Genomic DNA, 20,776 nt, shown 5'->3' on the forward strand with positions numbered 1-20,776 from the left:
TATGAACACCCCGTTAAACATGCAGGCGGATAACGCCACAGAGATTTTCGTTCGCATCGGGCAACTGACCCGTCTGCTGCGCGACAGCATGGCCAACCTCGGTCTGGAGCAGGCCATCATGGAGGTGGCGGACGCGTTTCCGAACACACGCGATCGCCTGAACTACGTGGTCGGCAAGACCTCACAGGCGGCCGATCGTGCGCTGACCAGCGTGGAGGTGGCGCGTCCCCTGCAGGAAGGGCTGAGCGATAGCGCCACCGCGCTGAGTGCGCGCTGGGATGCCTGGTTTGAACATCCGCAGCCGCTGGAAGACGCCCGCGAGCTGGTCAAAGCCACCCGCGCCTTCCTGCACGACGTGCCAGCGGTAACCCAGCAAACCAACCGCCAGCTGACCGAAATCATGATGGCGCAGGACTTCCAGGATCTCACTGGTCAGGTGCTGCAAAGCCTGATGCACGTGATTGAGACCGTTGAGAAAGAGCTTATCAGCGTGCTGGTAGAAAACATGAACGAGCGCGATGTGATTGCCGAAACGGGCGATGCGCACCTGAAGAATGGTCCGCAAATCGATGCCCGCGCCGAAGGGATCGTCGCCTCTCAGGAGCAGGTGGATGACCTGCTGGAGTCACTCGGCTTCTAATCCCGCCGGGCGAAAGTCATGTCAGAGCAAAACGACAGCGAAAAAACAGAAGACCCCACCCCCCACCGAAAGCAAAAAGCGCGTGAGGAGGGGCAAGTTCCGCGATCGCGCGAGCTGACGAGCCTTCTGATGCTGCTGGCAGGCTGGGGGTTAATCATGGTGGCGGGCGGCTGGCTGGCAAAACAGCTGCAGCATCTGCTGCATAACGGTTTGACGTTTGATCGGCTGTTAGTCAGCGACCCGCAGCAGATGCTGCACCACGCGGCATCGCTGTTAGGGAACGCCTTCCTGGCGCTGCTGCCGTTCGTTGGCGGGCTGTTTCTTACCGCCGTCGCCACGCCGTCGCTGATTGGCGGCCTGAACATGAGCGCCAAAGCGCTGAAATTTAACCTGAAGAAGCTCAATCCGCTGAGCGGCATCAAGCGCCTGTTTTCCGGGCAGATGGTGTCGGAGATGGTGAAGAGCATTCTGAAGGTCACGCTGGCAGCGGTCGGCGGCGGGCTGTTCCTGTGGTTTAACAAAGCGAAGTTTATCAGCCTGATGTTTGAACCGCTCGGCATGGCGCTTAGCGATATCAGCGCCCTGCTGCTGGGCTGCATGCTGTCCATTATTTTATCGCTGATCCCGATGGTGGCGTTCGACGTGGTTTACCAGCTCTGGAGCAACTTCAAAAAGCTGCGCATGAGCCTGAAGGAAATCAAAGACGAATTCAAAAATCAGGAAGGCGACCCGCTGATTAAAAGCAAGGTTCGCCAGCTGCAGCGTCAGATGGCGCAGCAGCGAATGATGAGCGATGTCCCCACCGCCGACGTGGTGGTGAATAACCCGACCCACTATTCGGTCGCCCTGAAGTATCAGGAAGGCGCCATGGGCGCGCCGATGGTTGTTGCCTGCGGCAGCGGCTTAATTGCCCTGCGCATCCGCGAACTGGCCGAAGAGAACCGGGTCCCCATGCTTGAAGCGCCGCCGCTGGCGCGCGCCCTGTATCGCCATTGTGACCCCGGCACACCGGTTCCCGCCGAGCTGTACAGCGCGGTGGCGGAAGTGCTGGCCTGGGTTTATGGCCTTAAGCGCTGGCGTAAAGGCTACGGCCTGCGTCCGCTGACACCTAAAGATCTTCCCGTTCCGGCGGGGATGGATTTTGCACAAGAGAGTAGAGAGTGATGGCCAATATCGCCACCAAATTACGATTACCCAACATGAAGGAAACCCAGTGGCAGGTACTGGCCGGACCGGTATTGATCATGACCATCCTGGCGATGATGATCCTGCCGTTGCCGACCTTTGTGCTGGACCTGCTGTTTACCTTCAACATCGTGCTGTCGATCATGATCCTGCTGGTCGCCATGTTTACCCAGAACACGCTGGAGTTTTCGGCGTTTCCGACGGTGCTGCTGTTCTCCACCCTGCTGCGTCTGGCGCTGAACGTGGCCTCCACGCGCGTGATCCTGATGAACGGCCATACCGGCTCTGAAGCGGCGGGTCAGGTCGTTGAAGCCTTCGGCCACTTCCTGGTGGGCGGGAACTTCGCCATCGGTATCATCGTGTTCGTCATCCTGATCATCATTAACTTTATGGTTATCACCAAGGGTGCGGGACGTATTGCAGAAGTGGGCGCGCGCTTTTCTCTCGACGGCATGCCCGGCAAGCAGATGGCGATAGACGCGGATCTGAATGCCGGACTGATCGGCGAAGAAGAGGCTAAACGCCGCCGTAAAGAGGTGACGCAGGAGGCCGACTTCTACGGTTCGATGGACGGTGCGAGTAAGTTTGTGCGCGGAGATGCCATCGCCGGGCTGCTGATTATGGCGATCAATATTATTGGCGGCCTGGTGATCGGCGTGATGCAGCACGACATGTCCGTGGGCGTGGCCGGGGAGACCTATACCCTGCTGACCATCGGTGATGGTCTGGTGGCGCAGATCCCGGGGCTGGTGATCTCCACCGCCGCCGGTGTGGTCGTGACCCGCGTTGCCAACGATCAGGATGTGGGCGAGCAGATGGTGGGCCAGCTGTTCACCTCTCCGCGCGTGATTGTGCTGGCGGCGGGCGTGATTGGTCTGCTGGGGCTGATCCCCGGAATGCCGAACGTTGTCTTCCTGCTGTTTACCGCCGTGCTGCTTGGCGTCGCCTGGTGGCTACGCGGTCGCGAAGGTGAAGTGAAAAAAAGCAGTGGTGCGCAGGCCGATGCCGAAGCAGCGGAAGCCGAGGTTGCGCAGGTGCATGAGGCCACCTGGTCTGACGTACACATGGAAGATACTCTGGGTCTGGAAGTGGGCTATCGCCTTATTCCGATGGTGGATCACGAACAGCAGGGCCAGCTGCTGACCCGCGTGCGCGGCATTCGCAAGAAGTTCGCCCAGCAGATGGGGTTCCTTCCTCCTGCCGTGCACATTCGCGACAACCTGGATCTGGCCCCGACGCACTACCGTATCCTGCTGAAAGGGGTCACGATTGGTTCTGGCGACGTTCAGCCGGACCGCTGGATGGCAATCAACCCTGGCTGTGCTGAAGGTGAAGTCCCTGGCACACCGTGCACCGAGCCCACCTTTGGCCTGCCTGCTCTGTGGATTGACGAAGTCCACCGCGAGCTGGCGCAGACGCTGGGCTACACGGTGGTTGACCCAAGTTCAGTCGTAGCGACGCACCTTAACCATCTGATGAGTACCCACACCGAAGAGCTGTTTGGCCGCCAGGAGGCGCAGCAGCTGCTCGATCAGATCACCAAACATTCACCGAAGCTGGTGGAAGATTTGATCCCGGCAGTCATCAGCCTGACCACTCTTCACAAGGTGCTGCAGAACCTGCTGGCTGAGCGCGTGCCGATCCGCGATATGCGCACCATCATTGACACGCTGGCGGAGTTTGCCACCGCCCAGAGCGATGCCGATGAGTTGACCACCCGCGTGCGGGCGCGTCTGTCCAGGGCCATCACCCAGCAGTGGTTCCCGGGCGAAGATGACATTCAGCTGATTGGTCTGGATCTCTCCCTGGAGCAGCTTCTGGTGCAGGCGACCCAGAGCGGCAGCGCGATTGAGCCGGGGATTGCTGAAAACCTGATGAAGCAGACCGAACAGGCGCTGCAGCATCAGGAAGGCTTAGGCGCGCCGCCGGTGCTGCTGGTGAACCCGGCCCTGCGTCTGATGCTGTCGCGCTACCTGCGCCGCATCTTCCCGCAGCTGGCGGTGCTCTCCAGCCAGGAGATCAACACCCAGCGCAACGTGCGGATGACGTATCTGATTGGGGGCAAAGGATGATGAGAGCAGCGCTTGCATTGCTTCTGGTTTCGCCGCTGGCTGTTGCGGCGGACGGTTCCTGGAGCAGCCAGAGCTTTGGTGGCACGCTGACCCGGGGGCAAATGGTAATGAAAAGCAAACCGGTGCATAGCCCCTCTCCCCTGCCCGCTGGCGCAGTGGCCTCACGCGTGTACTGGAAGATTCAGACAGACGGCCTGACCCCCGCCGGGTTTCGCATTCGCCTGTGCAGCGCCACGCGCTGCCTGACGCTGCCCGGCTTTGCCGGGGAACTGCCCCTGCCTACCGGGATACCAGCCGCCGGGCCGTTTCGTTTTGAGTATTATTCCGTAGCGGGAGGTCGCCTCGACACGCCGCTGCATGTGCTGAGTAATCAGGTGACGGTGAGTTATCGTCACCGTTGAAAGATGCTCTACCGGCGAACCGGTAGAGCAGGTTGTACCGGTTAGAAATCGACGCGCAGACCCACATTCCCCACTAACGGCGACTCCGCATGCTCGCTCTTTGCGTAGCCCGCCTCCATCCAGACCCGTGTTGACGGGGTCAGCATCACGCTGACGCCACCGGAAAGCTTACCGCCGGTTCCGGTGAAATCGTTGGTAAAATCAACCGTCTCGTTGATTCGCGTACCGCCGTTTTTCACCAGCGCCTGGCTCAGGGCTGCCGTTGCGTAAGGCGCGACTTTCACATCCCCCGCGTCCAGACGGGTACTAAACCGCATACCAGCTTCCGCCTGAAGGGAACGTCCGTCCCCCGTTTCAGCGGTCATGCCATTGTTCAGACTGACGCTCTCGGACGGCGTTAACCAGCCGTTCAGGCCCGCAAACGGTGTCAGCCGCGTGGTATCATTTACGGCAATATGACGACCGGCTTCCACGCCCAGACCGTAGCCCCAGCTGTTCCAGTCTGCCCGAGCGGTTCCACCGTCACTCATCCTGGCGCTCAGTTTATTGCTAAAACGGGTAATTTGCGCCGAACCGCGGGTATACCAGCCGTTATCTGACGTCAGGGAGGCGTACAGACCGCCGCCGTAGCCGGTCACCCGGCTTTGGCCGCCGCGCGCATGTTTCACCTGACCGGTTGACTGGCTCAGATACCCCCCGGTGCTCAGACTGCCTGCGTCGAGCTCAGTGACCTTATCGCCGCCCAGCATCAGGCCATTCTGTTCAAGCCGATAGGCGGAGTCCCACGCGCCGTCCACATCGCTGCGGCTGTGCAGCGCCGTGGCCCACATACCGGATTGCGGCGCCAGAGTTGTGTCGTCAAGGCGCGAACGCAGGACGTTCAGTTCTTCCTCATGCATAAACTGCGGCGCGGAGGCCATAGCGAGCATCGCGTCGGTGGAGGCAGAGGTTGAGCCCGCCTGAACCAGCTCCCAGTTATTGCCGTTACGCACCAGCTGCTGCTGCCAGGCTCCTACGTCAAGGCGACCACCATTCAGGGCAAATTCAGCATCACCGCCGCCGGTGCGCACCAGCGCGAGCGCCTCGCGGTTCGCCGCTTCACGCCCCGTCGCCGCCAGGTGCAGGGTGTACTTCCCGTTCGCGGTGCCGGAAATATCCAGCAGATCGCTTTTACCGTTCAGCAGGTCGGCGTTCATCATGACGTTACCGTTGCCGGACAACGTGCCGAGCGTCAGCGTGCGGTACTCCTCGCCCTCAGCCGGTGCGAATTTTACTGTTCCTCCCGCCATGGTGAGTGCTTTGATATCGGAGCTGGCGGTCATTTCAAAGAGCGAGGTATCGTCCAGCACCAAGCGATTAACGTTGACCATTTTGCCCGAAAGCGTACTGCCCTCAGTAAGGCTCACGTCCACATTTCCGGTTCCCTGCGCCAGGATATCACCCGCTGCGTAGCTGCCCTCCAGCAAAAGGGCAACCGCTCCAGACCCTCTGTTCTCTAACAGCACACCTGTAGCCGAACCTGCGCGGCTCCCCGCACTCAGGTTGATGTCTTTCTTAAAACCGCCTGTGATATCGAATGTGGCGCCTTCTGTGGACCATATGCTGCTATTGATAAGAGCCAGGGAGGAATTTTGTATTCCAGAAAACTTCACTCCCTCCGCTTTACCCACTATTACACTGCCATTAAAAGTCGCTTTCCCACCACCAATGAAATGTCCATTTCCCCTATAACCACCGGTATTGTCAAAATGGCCATTGGTGACAATAAGCTCACCTTCGGCAGTAGAAAACTCATAAGCATGTACATTTATTGCCCTGATCATTCCGGCGCTTTGTGTTGCTATAAGACCATTGACTACGCTATTTTTAATATCAACCTCACCCCCTGAGGTATACAAAGCGCCGTTAACAATACTATTATTAATGATTCCAGACGTGTTTTCATTAAAAAAAACTTGCCCATTAGCGATGGAATTATCATCCATCTTCAGTGAACCATCCCATACATTAATATACTTCGTCGTTGCACCAACGACCGTCAGCTCAGCACCTTTCAGGACGGCATAGGCTTCATCGGCAGGAGAGCGACCATCAATTATTGTGTCTTTAGTAATGTCAGTAATTGCGTAGACGCTACTGCTTGAACCAAGCGTGGCGATGAGAATGGCGTTTCTTAAAAAAGAATATTTGAATAACGATTTCATTTAATGCCTTATAATAAGTTGAATAATGAGATTTTTTCTTCTCAAAACTTATATCGGTAGAAAGGCAATTCACATAAATTTAAGGTCGCCCCCGGCGACCTTTTATATTCAGAAATAAAACGTAAACTGCGCGACACCGCCTATAGTCCGGGTTCGCCCGGCCATGGCCGTTAGATCAAACTGCATTGACTCCCCGGCGGAGAGCCCTACCCCACCCGTTACAATACGGTGGTCGTTACCTCGCATATCCACGCGATACCCCGCCCGTAGCTGCATCCAGTCGGTGGCTCGAATTTCACCACCAAACGCCGCATACTGGTTTTTATCCGCGTACTGGAAATCACTCACCGGGGTCAGATCGATATCGGTGCTCAGGGTCACGCGTTCAGTCTTCCACGCTGCCCCTGCCGTAACCTGAGGACGAATGACAAACGCTGGCTGGTAGCCGTTTATTTCCCGCGTTTTTACTTTATTTTCGAACAGGTTTTGTGCGGAGAGCGCCACCATCCACTCTGGCGTTAACGCGGCAAAAAAACCGGCATCAATATTGGCGCTCATGGTCTGGTGCTGCCAGTTTCCGTCACGTAGATCGGAAGAGTCATAATTATTGATAGCGACGTTATAATTCCAGGTTTCAATGCGCTGGATCTTCGGCGTGATCCCCACCCCGATCTGGGTGTCGCCAATCGAAAATGGATGAGCGACGGAAACACCGTATTCCGTCACCAGTGCCGCCATGCCTTCCGCGCGGGACGTCAGTTTATCAAGATCGTCTTTGCCCGGTATGATGGTGCCATTCGCTACACCTTCCAGATATTCCAGATCAGACTGGCTGACCAACGCGCGCGCATGGCCTTTTGCCCAGCTGTTGACGGAAAGCGCAATCGGAAGGGAATCATCCGGCACCGCCAGCACCATACCCAAACCCAGGTTCGCGTTTGCCTTTTCGCCCGCAAGCCCGGAAACGAGGTCCGCCAGCTTGCCCGCCGCCTCCGCCTCGTTACCACTGCCAAGAGCGTTTTCCAGATTATCCCAGGCCGTGGTGACATCATCGAACCCGTCAATCAGGTTTGCAGAATCACTGGCCTGTGCGCCAATCGACGGCGCAATCAGGCTTGCACGGTCTTCAGCACGAGAGGTGGCGAGCAGGGCCGGGTTGGTTAAAGGGGCCGCACCAAAGTGCGCTGACGCCACGCCAACGCCCCCCATCGCGGTGCTACGGGCATCGAACCCATTTGTCGATGCGAAGCCATAAGGCGTCAACGTAATAGCCCCTGCAGTAAAGAGGTACTGTGTGAGTAATTTATATTTCATAATTTCCGGATAGAATATTGTTGCCAGTGAGAAAGGCTGGAGTAATAACCTGTTTGCTATGGTAGCAATAAGTTCATTATTTCAATTTTGAAATAATGCATCACTAATGCGAGTTCATTGCCGGAATGAAATATTGCCTTCGCACGCTGTCCTGCCAGAATAGGTTTTGCGTTGCATGGAATATTTATCCCCCCTGTTATGGAGAAGAGTCATGCGTTATCTCGCTATTGTGTTCACCTCATTTTTCATGTGCGGCTCTTCACTGGCTGCCTCTGTCACCGCCACCAGCATTCCCGATCTTGCCGATGCCATCAACCAGCGCTTTGAGGTGATGAAAGATGTGGCGGGATACAAACTGGCGAACGGCCTGCCGGTGGAAGATCTGCCCCGGGAAGAAAAAGTGCTCAGGCAAACCCAGCATTTTGCCGACGCGGCAAAATTAGATCCGCTCAGCGTTGAAGGTTTCATTCATGCCCAAATGATGGTCAGCAAGGCTATTCAGTATCGTTACCTGGATCGCTGGCGCATCAAACCTGAGAATAACTGGCAGCCAAAATCCTTGCAGACGGTAAGAGAGCAAATCCTTAAACTTGATAACCGCATTCTCGACCTTATTAGTCAGCAATTGCTGGTGGGTGGCGGCTTTAGCCATGCGCAGACCGAAGCGCTGCGCCAGGAGCTTGACGGCAAGCAGATTTCCGAATGGGAAAAAACAGTGTTAATTGATTATCTTGTGCGAATTAAGCGCCAGTAATAAGGCTACCCTGTAGCCTTATTACTGATACTGTTACCAGCGGATAGCCATTTATTTCGTTAATTCAGCTTCCGCTGCGAGCAGATCGGCTCGGGCCTCTTCAAGCTTAGCGCGTTTTTTGGCAATCTTATCCGCACGCCCGGACGCGTTTGCTTCCTGAAGCTCCTGTTCCCGCTCGCTCACCTTTTGCTGTTTTTTAAGAATATCAGCCTCACGCTCTTTTTTAAGCGAGGCATCCGTACAGGTTGCGACAACTTCTGCATAGGCTTTTTTTAAGCCATCAAGGCGATAACTGTTTTCGTGCGTTTCCGCCTGGCGAATTTGCTGTTCGATGTTATACCGTTTTGCCGCACACCCCGTTAATGCGTCATCAGCCAGTGCTGAAAAAGGAATGCTCATCGTCATAATAACGGCCAGAAATGTTCGCTTATTCATTTTTTAATTCTCCACGTATTTAACTTAACTGCTTCAACGTTATTTCGGCGGAGCTAGCATTTTCTGAAATTTTTATTCTGTCACACGGAGGAATTACTGATAAATGACAAAATAGTGTATGTTAATAGTGAAACCTGTTATTAAAAGAAGAGACCTGCACCCATGAAAAAATCGACGCTGCTGACGTTACCGCTCATTGTGATAACCGCCCTGCTGGCAGGCTGCAATACTGACGCGCAAACATCCGCTCCAACGGATCGCACCCCATTAAAAACACAAACCGTGCCTTTGCCGTATCACGTGACGCTCTCAGGCTCGGGTGACGATCGTATGCAGTGTGAAAACTGCGGAAATAGCGGCAAAAAGTTATTCATCAACGGTGGCGAGAAACTCAGCCAATACAACATGATGGTCGACAGCCCGTACTTTGTTTTCCTGTGCAGCAATTCCGCCGACGACTGCCGTAAAGGCAAGTGGATCGCGGTGAATAAGAATCTTGCCGAACCGCAGGTCAGGGCGATTTCTCTTGCCGGCAAGGCGGATGTCAGCGATCTCCGTCCGGCTAACGATGCCAGCAAGACATGGCTGAACATCACCTATGCGAACGGCGACCAGCATGTCTTTGAATTCGATAACAATAAATAGCCCAGGACAGCAGATTTATCACCCGATCTTCTCTATGGGAGTTTTGTCACTGAAACAAAACGGCATAAGTGCTTGAATAGCGGTCGCGAGAGGGGCCTTATACCTGCGGCAAAAATTCCCTCTGCTCCGTTTTGTTGTTGCCTTCATGCCGGGTTCTTTGGCATGTTAACAGCACATCACCTTCCCATTTTTGTTCAAGTGACGAGTTTGCGAGCAAAGCGATGATTAAGTGGCCCTGGAAAACGAATGAGGCTGGCCGGGATATGGCGCTGCCCTGGGATGACGCGCTGGCGATCCCTGTTCTGGCTAATCTTAAGCCGGATGAGCAATCGAAACTGGTTCAGATGGCGGATCGCTTTTTGCAGCAAAAACGCCTGGTGCCGCTGCAGGGGTTCGAGCTGGATCCGCTGAAAAACGCCCGTATCGCCCTGCTTTTCTGCCTGCCGGTGCTGGCGCTCGGTATTGAATGGCTGGACGGTTTCCACGAAGTGCTGATCTACCCCGCGCCGTTCATTGTCGATGACGAGTGGGAGGACGATATCGGGCTGGTACACAACCAGCGGGTGGTACAGTCCGGGCAAAGCTGGCAGCAGGGGCCGATTATCCTCAACTGGCTCGACATTCAGGATTCGTTCGACGCCTCAGGCTTTAACCTGATTATTCATGAAGTGGCGCATAAGCTTGATACCCGCAACGGCGATCGCGCCAGCGGCGTGCCGCTGATCCCGCTTCGTGAAGTGGCAGGATGGGAGCACGACCTGCATGCCGCAATGGATAACATCCAGGATGAGATAGATCTGGTGGGTGAAAGCGCCGCCAGCATTGATGCCTATGCGGCAACCGACCCTGCCGAGTGCTTTGCGGTGCTGTCAGAGTACTTCTTCAGCGCACCCGAGCTTTTCGCCCCCCGCTTCCCGGCGCTGTGGCAGCGCTTCTGCCAGTTTTATCAGCAGGATCCGCTCAAGCGCCTGCGGCAAAATGAGGGCACAGATGGCCCTGCATCCCGCCACGTGCATTAATGCTTTTCAGCAGGGGTACGCTCATTAAACCGTACCCCGACGCTCAGCGCTAAAAACAGTACTGCCATTCCCCAGGCGGCCATCGTTAAATACTGCTCGCCGAAAAAACGCGTCACAACGGGCACCAGCAGTGCGCTGACGCCGTAGCCCAGCGTGTGACTGGTCGCGATAGCACCCGCGCCTTTCCCCGTCGTCAGGCGATCGTTCAGCAGCAGCTGATAGCCCGGCGTTGCCATTGCCGCGCCGAGTGACGTGATAGCAATCCCCACGTAGAACAGCGCCAGTTCGGCAATACACATTAAGCCAAGCCCTGTCACCATCAGTACCGCCGCGATGCATAGCAACATCAGCGGGCTGAAATGCTGCGGACGCACTACCAGGAACTGCGCTGCGAGCGTCGCCAGCGCGGCCAGGCTCAGCAGCAGCGCCACATGGTGGCTGATATCCCGGGCGTTGCCCTCCAGCAGGGGGCTAAGGTGCGGTGCCAGGCCAAGCTGCATCAGGCTCACCAGCGCCGCCAGCAGCAGCGCCAGCAGCAGAAACGGCAGCATTGAGACCTGTAAACGGGTGGACTGATGCGCCACCGGCGGCAGCGGCGGATCGGCCACCTCACGCAGCACCAGCAGCAGAGCAATAAGAGGCGCAATCGCCATCAGCCAGAGCGGTGCCACCGGATTCACACTGAGCATCAGCGCCGCCAGCGGCGGGCCCAGCAGACGACCACAGCTGAGGCCGGAGCTGATGGTGGCCAGTGCCGCCATGCGTTTCTCCAGCCCCGCACGCTGAATAGCCCACGTCTGCGCGGCAGGCACCATGCCCGATACCGTCAGGCCATACAGCAGTCGCGAGAGGATCAGCCCCGCCAGTCCCCAGGCGCTCGCCAGCATCCCGGCGGCCATCGCCCAGACCACCAGCGCCATGACGCCAAAGCTGGCGAGATACCCGCTGAGCGAGGCCACCATCACGACCTTACACCCTCTTCGCTCACTCTGACGTCCCCACCACGGGGAGGCGGGTAAAAAGAGCATGGATCCGAACATCAGCAGCCCGGCCCAGACCGAGAGCGACAGCTCGGTCAGGGTCACCAGCTGCGGAAGCATCACCAGCAGGCCATTTTGCCCGACGCCCAATAAACCCGCGCAGAGCGCCAGGGGCCAGTTAGCTTTCGGGGTGATGTTTTCCGTCAACGTTTCAGAATAAGCGCGCATGAGAATGTGAACATAGTGTCAATAAATGTGTGGAAATTATGAAGTTAATGAAAACAAATATTGCAAAAATAGTTGCCACTGTAAACAGAATGAATATCATAACGAGAATTATTATCAGTCACGGAATGAGGTACATCTATGCGTGCTCTGCCCCGCTCTGCCGGTACAGACGTTGCAGCCCAGTGTTTTTTAAACGCCCTGGTGCGCGAAACGAAGGACTGGCGCTATCTCCCCGCTTCCGCAGCGGATGAGCTGGCGCACATTCATATCCCGCTTTCTCCCTCCCAGGCCCTTCAGGTTCCGGTACGCTATTTCTCCCCAACCCAGCATCATCAATACTGTTTCCCGGCAACGCTTATCCAGAGCGATAGCGACAGCGGTGACACCGTCACTTTCAATCAACTGGTTGATTTAATTCTTGAAAAACCCTCGGTAAAAGGCTCACTGGATGCCGATACGCTGGCGCGTTTTAAACAGCGCGCGCTGGAAAGCCACGCGCACACCTGGCAGGCGATCGATCTGCGCCACAGCTGGGCAAAACTGCGCGACAGGCCGCTGACGTTTGCCGACGCGGAACAGGCGCTGCTGGTGGGCCACGCGTTTCACCCTGCGCCAAAATCCCACGAGCCGTTCAACGAAACCGAAGCGCGTCGCTATCTGCCCGATTTCGCCTCCCGCTTCCCGCTACGCTGGTTTGCCGTTGAGAGCACACTCGTTGCCGGTGACAGCCTGAACGTCTCCCTGCGCGAGCGTCTGCTGCGCTTCGCCGCCCAGAGCGCGCCGGAGCTGCTCGGCCACTTCACCGACACCCGCTGGCTGCTGCCGATGCATCCGTGGCAGGCCGACTATCTGCTGGAGCAGGAATGGTGTCAGCGTCTGGCGGCAAACGGTTCATTACAGGACCTGGGCGAAGCGGGCGCGCAGTGGCTGCCCACCAGCTCGTCACGCTCGCTGTACAGCGAAACCAACAGCGACATGATTAAGTTCTCCCTCAGCGTGCGCCTGACCAACTCCGTGCGCACGCTGTCGGTGAAAGAGGTTAAGCGCGGCATGCGTCTGGCGCGGCTGGCGAAAACGGAACGCTGGCAGGATTTACAGGCACGCTACCCGACCATGCGCGTGATGCAGGAAGACGGCTGGGCGGGACTGCGTGATGAAAGTGGTGTCGTTCAGGAAGAGAGCCTGATGGCCCTGCGCGTTAACCTGCTGTTCGATACCCCTGAAACGCAAACCAACGTGCTGGTGAGCCTGACCCAGGCCGCGCCGGACGGCGGCGACAGCCTGCTGGCCGCAGCGGTGCGCCGTCTGAGCCAGCGTCTGGATTTACCGCTCGCCCAGGCCGCCCGCTGCTGGCTGGACGCCTACTGCGACCGCGTGTTGCTTCCGCTGTTCAGCGCCGAGGCGGACTACGGACTGGTGCTGCTGGCGCACCAGCAAAATATCCTCGTAGAGATGCAGCAGGATTTCCCCGTCGGGCTGATCTACCGCGACTGCCAGGGCAGCGCCTGGACCGAAGGGGCCGATGCGTGGCTGAAAGAGGCGGGCGAAACCGACGTGGAAAACCGCTTCGGTGAGAGTCAGCTGCTGCGCTACTTCCCTTATTACCTGCTGCTGAACTCCACCCTTGCGGTTACCGCCGCCCTCGCCGCCGCCGGTTTCGACAGCGAAGAGAGCCTGATGTCCCGCGTGCGGGACGCGCTGGCCGAACTGCGCACGACGGCGAAGCAGACCCGCTGCCTCGACTACGTGCTCGACAGCCCGACCTGGAACTGCAAAGGCAACTTCTTCTGCTACCTGCACGATCGTAACGAAAACACCATCGTCGATCCGGCGGTGATCTATTTCGACTTTAGCAACCCGTTTTACAAGGAGAAGGCGTGATGGCGAACGCGAATATCGTCCATTCCGGCTACGGCTTTCGCTGCACGGCCACGGAACAAAACCTGCCGCTGACGCTGGGTCTTGACGGCAGCGCGGTCCTTGAGCGTCTGACCGGGATCCCGGACGGCTGGCTGGTGGACGCCCTCGATCAGCTGTTTATTGCCGCGCCCGCGCTGTCCGGCATTACCCTGCCGTGGGCGGCCTGGCAGGATGAACCCCAGGCGCAGGCGCTGTTTCGCCAGGCCCACGGGGATTATCTGGCGCGTGAAACCTTCTGGCAGCTGCCGCTGTGGCTGAAAGGCGAACGGCCGCAGGCCAGCGGCGGGATGCAGTTTGATGAAAGCCGTCAGCTGTATTTCCCGCTGCGCCCTCGCCGCCCGCAGGGCGAGGTGTATCGCCGTTACGATCCGCAGATTAAGCGCACGCTGAGTTTCCGCGTGGCCGACGTGGCGCTGGACGGCGAGCGTTTCACTCAATGGATGAATAACCCGCGCGTGAACGCCTTCTGGGAGATGGCGGGCCCGCAGGCCGAGCAGGAAAACTACCTGCGCCGTCAGCTTGACTCGACCTACTGCTACCCGGTTATCGGCTGCTTCGACGACCAGCCGTTCGGCTATTTTGAACTCTACTGGGCGCCAGAAGACCGCATTGGCCGTCACTACCGCTGGCAGCCGTTTGACCGCGGGCTGCACATGCTGGTGGGTGAAGAAAACTGGCGCGGCGCGCAGTACATCCGCAGCTGGCTGCGCGGCCTGAGCCACTATCTGTATCTCGATGAGCCGCGCACCGCGCGCATCGTGGCCGAGCCGCGCTTCGACAACCAGCGCCTGTTCCGCCATCTGTCGTCTGCCGGTTTTGACACGATGAAAGAGTTCGACTTCCCGCACAAGCGCTCGCGCCTCATCATGAGCCAGCGTCACCGCTTCTTCAGCGAGGTGGAACTGTGAACGCGCTCTGGCAGAAAGTGAACCGCGAGATGGTGGCGAAGATCCTCGCCGAGCTGGAATACGAACGCACCCTGCGTGCTGAGCAGGTGTCGGCGGACGGCTGGCGCATCGCCATGGGCAACGAGTCATGGCAGTTTCGCGCCACGCGCGGGATCTGGGGCTGGCTGCATATCGACCCGGACAGCCTGACCACCGCCAGCGGCGCCGCCGTGGAGGCTGAATGCGCGCTGCTGCAGCTGGCGACGGTGCTGGAGATGAGCGACGCGCAAACGGCAGAGCACATGGAAGATCTCTACGCCACGCTGCGCGGGGACATGCAGCTGCTGCAGGCGCGTGAAGCGCTGGACGCGGACGCACTGATCCACCTCGACCCGGACGAATTACAGTGTCTGATGAGCGGTCACCCGAAGTTTATTTTTAACAAAGGACGCCGCGGCTGGGGTCTGGACGCGCTGCGCCAGTACGCGCCGGAATACCGCGGACGCTTCCGCCTGCACTGGGTCGCCGTCCAGCGTGAACATCTGGTCTGGAGCAGCGACGCCGATTGCGACATCCACACTCTGCTGTCCAGCACCATGGACGATGCCGAGCGCGCCCGGTTTAACGCCCGCTGGCAGGCGCTGGGTCTCGACAACAGCTGGCTGCCCGTGCCGCTGCATCCGTGGCAGTGGCAGCAGAAGATCGCCATTCATTTCCTGGCGCAGCTGGCGCGCGGTGAGATGGTTGAGCTGGGCGAGTTTGGCGATGAGTATCTGGCGCAGCAGTCCCTGCGCACGCTCACCAACGCCAGCCGTCGCGCGCCGTATGACATCAAGCTGCCGCTGACTATCTACAATACCTCCTGCTATCGCGGTATTCCGGGCAAGTACATCGCCGCCGGTCCTCTGGCCTCGCGCTGGCTGCAGCAGCAGTTCGCCGCCGACGCCACGCTTGCCCGCTCCGGCGCGCAGGTGTTGGGCGAACCCGCTGCCGGGTATCTGTCGCATCCGGGTTACGCGGCGCTGCCGAAAGCGCCCTACCGCTATCAGGAGATGCTGGGGGTGATCTGGCGCGAGAACCCATCCTGTTATTTAGAAGACGGTGAACAGGCGGTGCTGATGGCAGCGCTGATGGAAACCGATAACGCAGGTCGCCCGCTGATTGACGCGTGGATCAAACGCTCGGGGCTAAGCGCCGAAGCGTGGCTGGAAAAGCTGTTCGAGGCCACGGTGATCCCGTTCTACCACCTGCTCTGCCGCTACGGCGTGGCGCTTATCGCCCACGGCCAGAACGTGACGCTGGTGATGAAGGACTCTGTCCCGCAGCGCATCCTGCTGAAGGATTTCCAGGGCGATATGCGCCTGGTGGATGAGGATTTCCCGCAGGCACAGAGCCTGCCGGAGCAGGTAAAAGCGGTGACGGCGCGCCTGAGCGCGGATTACATCATCCACGACCTGCAAACCGGCAACTTTGTGACGGTGCTGCGCTTTATTTCGCGCCTGACCCTGCAAAGCGGCGTGAGCGAAAACCGCTTCTATCAGATCCTCGCCGGGGTGTTGCACCGCTATATGGCCGCGCACCCTGAGCTTGCGGATCGCTTTGCGAAATTCGATCTGTTTAAGCCGCAGATTATTCGCGTGATCCTCAACCCGGTCAAACTGACCTTCTCCGAACACGACGGCGGTAGCCGCATGCTGCCGAACTACGTTACCGATCTTGATAACCCCCTTTTTCTGGCCTCCCGGGAGTCCGCGCAATGAAAACCTATGATTTCATCGGCATTGGTATTGGCCCGTTTAACCTCAGCATCGCCGCTCTGGCCGAGGGGCTGGACGGCTTTAGCTCACTGTTTCTTGAGCGTAAACCGCACTTCTCGTGGCACCCGGGGATGATGGTGCCGGACTGCCACATGCAGACCAGCTTCCTGAAGGATCTGGTCAGCGCCGTGGAGCCCACCAACCGCCACAGCTTTCTGAACTACCTGGTGCAGCGCAAAAAATTCTACCGTTTTCTGACCACCGAGCAGCGCACGGTTTCCCGCGAAGAGTTTGCGGACTACCTGTGCTGGGCGGCGGACAACCTCACCAACCTGGCCTTCAGCCAGCAGGTTCAGCAGGTGAGCTTTGACGAAAAAAGCGGCCTGTTTGAGGTGGTGACCCAGCGCGACCGCTTCCTGGCGCGCCACGTCTGTGTGGGGATTGGCAAGCAGATCAACCTGCCTGACTGCGTCACGGCGCAGGACGATACCTGCTTCCACGCCAGCGAAATGATGCTGCGCACGCCGGACCTCGCCGGCAAGCGCGTCACCGTTGTCGGCGGCGGCCAGAGCGGCGCCGATCTGTTTTTAAATATCTTCCGCGGGGAATGGGGCCAGCCGCTGAGCCTGAACTGGGTATCGCGCCGCAACAACTACAACGCGCTGGATGAAGCCGCGTTTGCCAACGAATACTTCACGCCGGAATACGTGGACAGCTTCTCCACGCTCGGCGAACAGGCCCGTCGTCAGATGCTGCACGAGCAGAAGATGACGTCCGACGGCATCACCACCGAGTCCCTGCTGGCGATTTACCGCGCCATGTACCACCGCTTTGAAGTGCTGCGTGAAAAACCCTGGGCGCACCTGATGCCGTCCCGCTCGGTGACGGCCCTGACGCGTCAGGAAACCGGACATCACCTGAGCATTCAGCATCACCTCGACGGCGGCCACGAGCAGCTGGAGAGCGACGTGGTGATTTTCGCCACCGGCTACCGCGCCGTGCAGCCCGCGTTCCTCGCGCCGCTGTCTCACCGCCTGCATCTGGATGCGGACGAAGCGTTCTGCATTAACAACGATTTCACCCTCGAATGGGACGGCCCGCAGAGCAACCGCCTGTTTGCCGTGAATGCCGGGATGCACCGTCTCGGCATTGCCGAACCCCAGCTCAGCCTGATGGCCTGGCGCGCGGCGCGAATTCTGAATCGCGCGCACGATGACGAGCCATTTGAACTGGCCACCACCCCTGGCGTTATCCACTGGCGGAGCACCACCAGCCCGGAGAGCAGCCAGGTTTTTAAATCGTTAGCAAAAACCACTGAGTACTGACACACACAATCAGGATCAACATAACAATGAAACGTTCTCATCTTTGGGTTTTAAATCCTTGTTTGCTTGCAATGCTTTCTACCTCTGCGTGGGCGGAAGAACAAAAGGAAGAAAATATCGTGGTCTCCGCCAGCCGTGCGCACCGCAGCGTGGCCGAGATGGCGCAGACCACCTGGGTCATTGAACGGTCTGAGATCGAGCAGCAGGTCCAGGGCGGAAAAGAGATCAAAGAAGTGCTGGCGCAGCTGATTCCGGGCATGGACGTCAGCAGCCAGGGACGTACCAACTACGGCATGAACCTGCGTGGCCGCTCCATGATGGTGATGGTGGACGGCGTTCGTCTGAACTCGTCCCGCAGCGACAGCCGCCAGCTGGACTCTATCGATCCGTTCAACATTGACCGCATCGAAGTCATCTCCGGCGCCACGTCACTCTACGGCGGCGGCAGCACCGGCGGCCTGGTGAACATCGTCACCAAAAAGGGCCAGCCGGAGACCGAAGTTGAGTTCCAGACCGGGGCAAAAAGCGGGTTTAACAGCCATAACGATCACGATGAGAACGTCTCGGCTGCGGTCAGCGGCGGCAACGACAACGCCTCTGGCCGTCTGTCGGTCTCCTATCAGCGCTACGGCGGCTGGTATGACGGTAACGGCGATGAGGTGATCATTGATAACACCCAGACCGGCTTACAGTATTCCGACCGTATTGATGTGATGGGAACAGGCACCCTCAACATCGACGAACATCAGCAGTTGCAGCTCACTACGCAGTACTACAAGAGCGAATCCGACGGCAAGCATGGGCTGTATCTCGGGAAGAACTTCTCGGCGGTAACGGGGGATGCGACCGCGTACAACAAGGATAATCTCGATTCTGACCGCGTGCCGGGCACCGAGCGCCATCTGATTAACCTGCAGTACTCCAATACCGATTTCTGGGGCCAGGACCTGGTCGCGCAGATTTACTACCGTGACGAGAGCCTGACCTACTACCCGTTCCCGACCCTGACCAAAGGCGTGGTAAGCAGCATCGGCGCGTCCCAGCAGAAAACCGATTTCTACGGCGGCAAGCTGACGCTGAACAGCAAGCCGGTTGACGATTTGACGCTGACCTGGGGTGTCGATGCCGACCACGAAACGTTCGATGCTAACCAGCAGTTCTTCGACCTGAGCAAGGCAGCGGCAAGCGGCGGTATGGAGCTGGACAACGCCTACAACGTGGGTCGTTACCCGGGCTACAGCATCACCAACCTCGCCCCGTTCCTGCAGGCGAGCTACGACATTGACGCTATCACCCTGAGCGGCGGCGTGCGCTACCAGTACACCGAAAACAAGGTGGATGATTTTGTCGGTTACGCCCAGCAGCAGGCCATCGCCACCGGGAAAGCCACCTCCGCAGACGCGGTGCCGGGTGGGAAAACCGATTACAACAACTTCCTGTTTAACGCCGGGATCCTCGGTCGTCTGACCGAACAACAGCAGCTGTGGTTTAACTTCTCCCAGGGCTTTGAAATCCCTGACCTGGCGAAGTACTACGGCTCCGGCACCTACCAGCTCAGCAACGGCCACTATCGCCTGCTGAACAGCGTGAACGTCAACGACTCAACGCTGGACGGCATTAAAGTCAATGCTTACGAGCTGGGCTGGCGCTACACCGGTGACAACCTGCGCACGCAGGTCGCGGCGTATTACTCGCTCTCGGATAAAACCATCACCATCAACAAGACGGATATGACCATCAACCTGGAAGACGACAAGCGTCGTATCTACGGGATTGAAGGTCAAGTGGACTATTTCTTCACCGACAGCGACTGGAGCACCGGCGCGAACTTTAACGCCATTAAGTCTGAAACCCGCGAAAACGGGAAATGGGAGAAGCTGACGGTCGACAGCGCCAGCCCGTCGAAAGCCAGCGCATGGGTGAACTGGGCGCCGGGCGACTGGACCCTGCGCGTGCAGAGCACGCAGACCTTTGACGTGTCCGACTCCGACGGCAAGAAGATCGATGGCTATAACACGGTCGATTTCCTGGGCAGCTACGCCCTGCCGGTGGGCAAGGTCAGCTTCAGCGTGGAAAACCTGCTGGACAAAGACTACACCACCGCCTGGGGCCAGCGCGCTCCAGGGCTGTATAGCCCAACCTACGGCGCACCGGGCCTGTATACCTATAAGGGCCGTGGACGAACCTTTGGTCTGAACTACTCCGTACTGTTCTGATCCTGCGCGCCGCCTGCGGGCGGCGCTTTTTTATTGTGCAATTTGAACGCAAATTTGCCATAAAATCAGCGATTTGCTGAAATTGTCGGCAAACGAACAAAAAGCGCGTTTTCACCCTTTGACAAGGCGTACCGAGGTCGTTACTATGCGCCTCGTTCACACGATTCCTCTGTAGTTCAGTCGGTAGAACGGCGGACTGTTAATCCGTATGTCACTGGTTCGAGTCCAGTCAGAGGAGCCAAATTTGAAAAGCCTGCTTAAGGAAACTTGAGCAGGTTTTTTGCTTTTTAGCGTCTATCATTCACATCATAAGCATTGATTCAGGATGGCTTGCTATCTGACCATAACTTCATTCACGATAGCATTAGCTATACGTTGTTCAAGACATCCCTCTCAGTGGTTCTTGACTGCTCACAGTGAATAGCGCCCGCTTTTTGCTCTTGCATACGGCAAAACCCACGTATCCACCGCTGGTTATGGGAACAAAAAAGGAAGGCAGGGCGAACTGGCTAAATAGTGTCGCAATTGGCCAATAGCAGCAAGGGAGGGGGTTCTGGAAGCAGATCGCAGAAAATAAAAACTCCTCGGACAAGACCGCCATAATAGGAAAGTTTTAATATCTGTTACCCTACATATCGCTATTGCGAAATGTGATTAATGTCAATAAGTTGCATAATGTATCCTGCATTTAATAAATCAGCCCCCAAATAAACAAAAAATGCCGTACTATCTCTGATATAAGCAAGAAAACTCAGGTGCAGCTTTCCTTTCTGCTGGAATATTTGGGCTATTCA

16 protein-coding genes and 1 tRNA gene are annotated in these 20,776 nt (G+C 57.7%); 13 read left to right on the forward strand and 4 right to left on the reverse strand.

The annotated features are described in order from the left end of the window. Window position 1: 1 nt before the first annotated feature. From cheZ to MX657_RS14575, 4 genes are read left to right on the forward strand one after another with little or no spacing between them, the layout of a single operon-like run. Entirely contained in the window at window positions 2–640 is a 639-nt protein-coding gene (gene cheZ / locus MX657_RS14560) for a protein phosphatase CheZ (protein ID WP_346806051.1), read from the forward strand. An 18-nt stretch (window positions 641–658) separates the two neighbouring features. Then, window positions 659–1,804 carry a flagellar biosynthesis protein FlhB gene (flhB, locus tag MX657_RS14565; RefSeq protein ID WP_346806052.1) on the forward strand — a complete coding sequence of 382 codons (1,146 nt, stop codon included), beginning with the start codon at window positions 659–661 and terminating at the stop codon, window positions 1,802–1,804. Next, window positions 1,804–3,897 (forward strand): flagellar biosynthesis protein FlhA, encoded by a 2,094-nt coding sequence (flhA, locus tag MX657_RS14570; protein ID WP_080329606.1) that lies wholly within the window; start codon window positions 1,804–1,806, stop codon window positions 3,895–3,897. Before flhB ends, flhA begins: the two co-directional genes overlap by 1 nt. Further along, on the forward strand, window positions 3,894–4,298 hold the full coding sequence (locus tag MX657_RS14575; protein ID WP_346806053.1) for a flagellar protein FlhE: 405 nt from the start codon (window positions 3,894–3,896) through the stop codon (window positions 4,296–4,298). Before flhA ends, MX657_RS14575 begins: the two co-directional genes overlap by 4 nt. A gap of 41 nt (window positions 4,299–4,339) precedes the next feature. On the opposite strand, the gene MX657_RS14580 is transcribed toward MX657_RS14575, so the two are convergent. Together MX657_RS14580 and traF are read right to left on the reverse strand one after the other, a co-directional pair. Then, window positions 4,340–5,704, reverse strand: a complete 1,365-nt coding sequence (locus tag MX657_RS14580) for an autotransporter outer membrane beta-barrel domain-containing protein (protein WP_346806054.1) — start codon at window positions 5,702–5,704, stop codon at window positions 4,340–4,342. A 906-nt stretch (window positions 5,705–6,610) separates the two neighbouring features. Beyond that, window positions 6,611–7,816, reverse strand: a complete 1,206-nt coding sequence (gene traF / locus MX657_RS14585; RefSeq protein ID WP_346806055.1) for a conjugal transfer protein TraF — start codon at window positions 7,814–7,816, stop codon at window positions 6,611–6,613. Between the two features lie 175 nt (window positions 7,817–7,991). Here traF and MX657_RS14590 point away from each other — a divergent pair, with 175 nt between their 5' ends. Then, window positions 7,992–8,570 (forward strand): chorismate mutase, encoded by a 579-nt coding sequence (locus MX657_RS14590; RefSeq protein ID WP_346806056.1) that lies wholly within the window; start codon window positions 7,992–7,994, stop codon window positions 8,568–8,570. A gap of 51 nt (window positions 8,571–8,621) precedes the next feature. Here the strand turns inward: MX657_RS14590 and MX657_RS14595 are convergent, their stop codons facing one another. Further along, on the reverse strand, window positions 8,622–8,975 hold the full coding sequence (locus MX657_RS14595; RefSeq protein WP_346806057.1) for a DUF1090 domain-containing protein: 354 nt from the start codon (window positions 8,973–8,975) through the stop codon (window positions 8,622–8,624). Between the two features lie 192 nt (window positions 8,976–9,167). Here MX657_RS14595 and MX657_RS14600 point away from each other — a divergent pair, with 192 nt between their 5' ends. Together MX657_RS14600 and mtfA are read left to right on the forward strand one after the other, a co-directional pair. Next, on the forward strand, window positions 9,168–9,650 hold the full coding sequence (locus tag MX657_RS14600; RefSeq protein WP_346806058.1) for a hypothetical protein: 483 nt from the start codon (window positions 9,168–9,170) through the stop codon (window positions 9,648–9,650). 221 nt (window positions 9,651–9,871) lie between these two features. Next, the gene (mtfA, locus tag MX657_RS14605; protein ID WP_080329610.1) at window positions 9,872–10,669 is read left to right on the forward strand and encodes a DgsA anti-repressor MtfA; all 798 of its coding nucleotides are present in this window, start codon (window positions 9,872–9,874) and stop codon (window positions 10,667–10,669) included. Here the strand turns inward: mtfA and MX657_RS14610 are convergent. Then, window positions 10,666–11,877, reverse strand: a complete 1,212-nt coding sequence (locus tag MX657_RS14610; protein ID WP_346806059.1) for an MFS transporter — start codon at window positions 11,875–11,877, stop codon at window positions 10,666–10,668. The genes mtfA and MX657_RS14610 overlap by 4 nt on opposite strands. Window positions 11,878–12,015: 138 nt before the next feature. Between MX657_RS14610 and MX657_RS14615 the strand changes: the two genes are divergently transcribed. The 6 genes from MX657_RS14615 to MX657_RS14640 all read left to right on the forward strand — a co-directional run bounded on the left by MX657_RS14615 (window position 12,016) and on the right by MX657_RS14640 (window position 20,223). After that, entirely contained in the window at window positions 12,016–13,758 is a 1,743-nt protein-coding gene (locus tag MX657_RS14615; protein ID WP_346806060.1) for an IucA/IucC family protein, read from the forward strand. Then, entirely contained in the window at window positions 13,758–14,705 is a 948-nt protein-coding gene (locus MX657_RS14620; protein WP_119915971.1) for a GNAT family N-acetyltransferase, read from the forward strand. Before MX657_RS14615 ends, MX657_RS14620 begins: the two co-directional genes overlap by 1 nt. Beyond that, complete coding sequence (iucC, locus tag MX657_RS14625) at window positions 14,702–16,444, forward strand: aerobactin synthase IucC (protein WP_346806061.1); 1,743 nt, start codon at window positions 14,702–14,704, stop codon at window positions 16,442–16,444. Before MX657_RS14620 ends, iucC begins: the two co-directional genes overlap by 4 nt. Next, complete coding sequence (locus MX657_RS14630; protein ID WP_346806062.1) at window positions 16,441–17,766, forward strand: lysine N(6)-hydroxylase/L-ornithine N(5)-oxygenase family protein; 1,326 nt, start codon at window positions 16,441–16,443, stop codon at window positions 17,764–17,766. Before iucC ends, MX657_RS14630 begins: the two co-directional genes overlap by 4 nt. Before the next feature lie 26 nt (window positions 17,767–17,792). Next, a complete protein-coding gene (locus tag MX657_RS14635; protein WP_080329616.1) occupies window positions 17,793–19,982 on the forward strand; it encodes a TonB-dependent siderophore receptor in 2,190 nt (729 codons plus the stop codon). A gap of 165 nt (window positions 19,983–20,147) precedes the next feature. Then, window positions 20,148–20,223 (forward strand) — tRNA-Asn (locus MX657_RS14640). Window positions 20,224–20,776: the final 553 nt, after the last annotated feature.

It is taken from the genome of Enterobacter chuandaensis, from assembly GCF_039718975.1.
GTDB classification, from domain to species: Bacteria; Pseudomonadota; Gammaproteobacteria; order Enterobacterales; family Enterobacteriaceae; genus Enterobacter; species Enterobacter chuandaensis.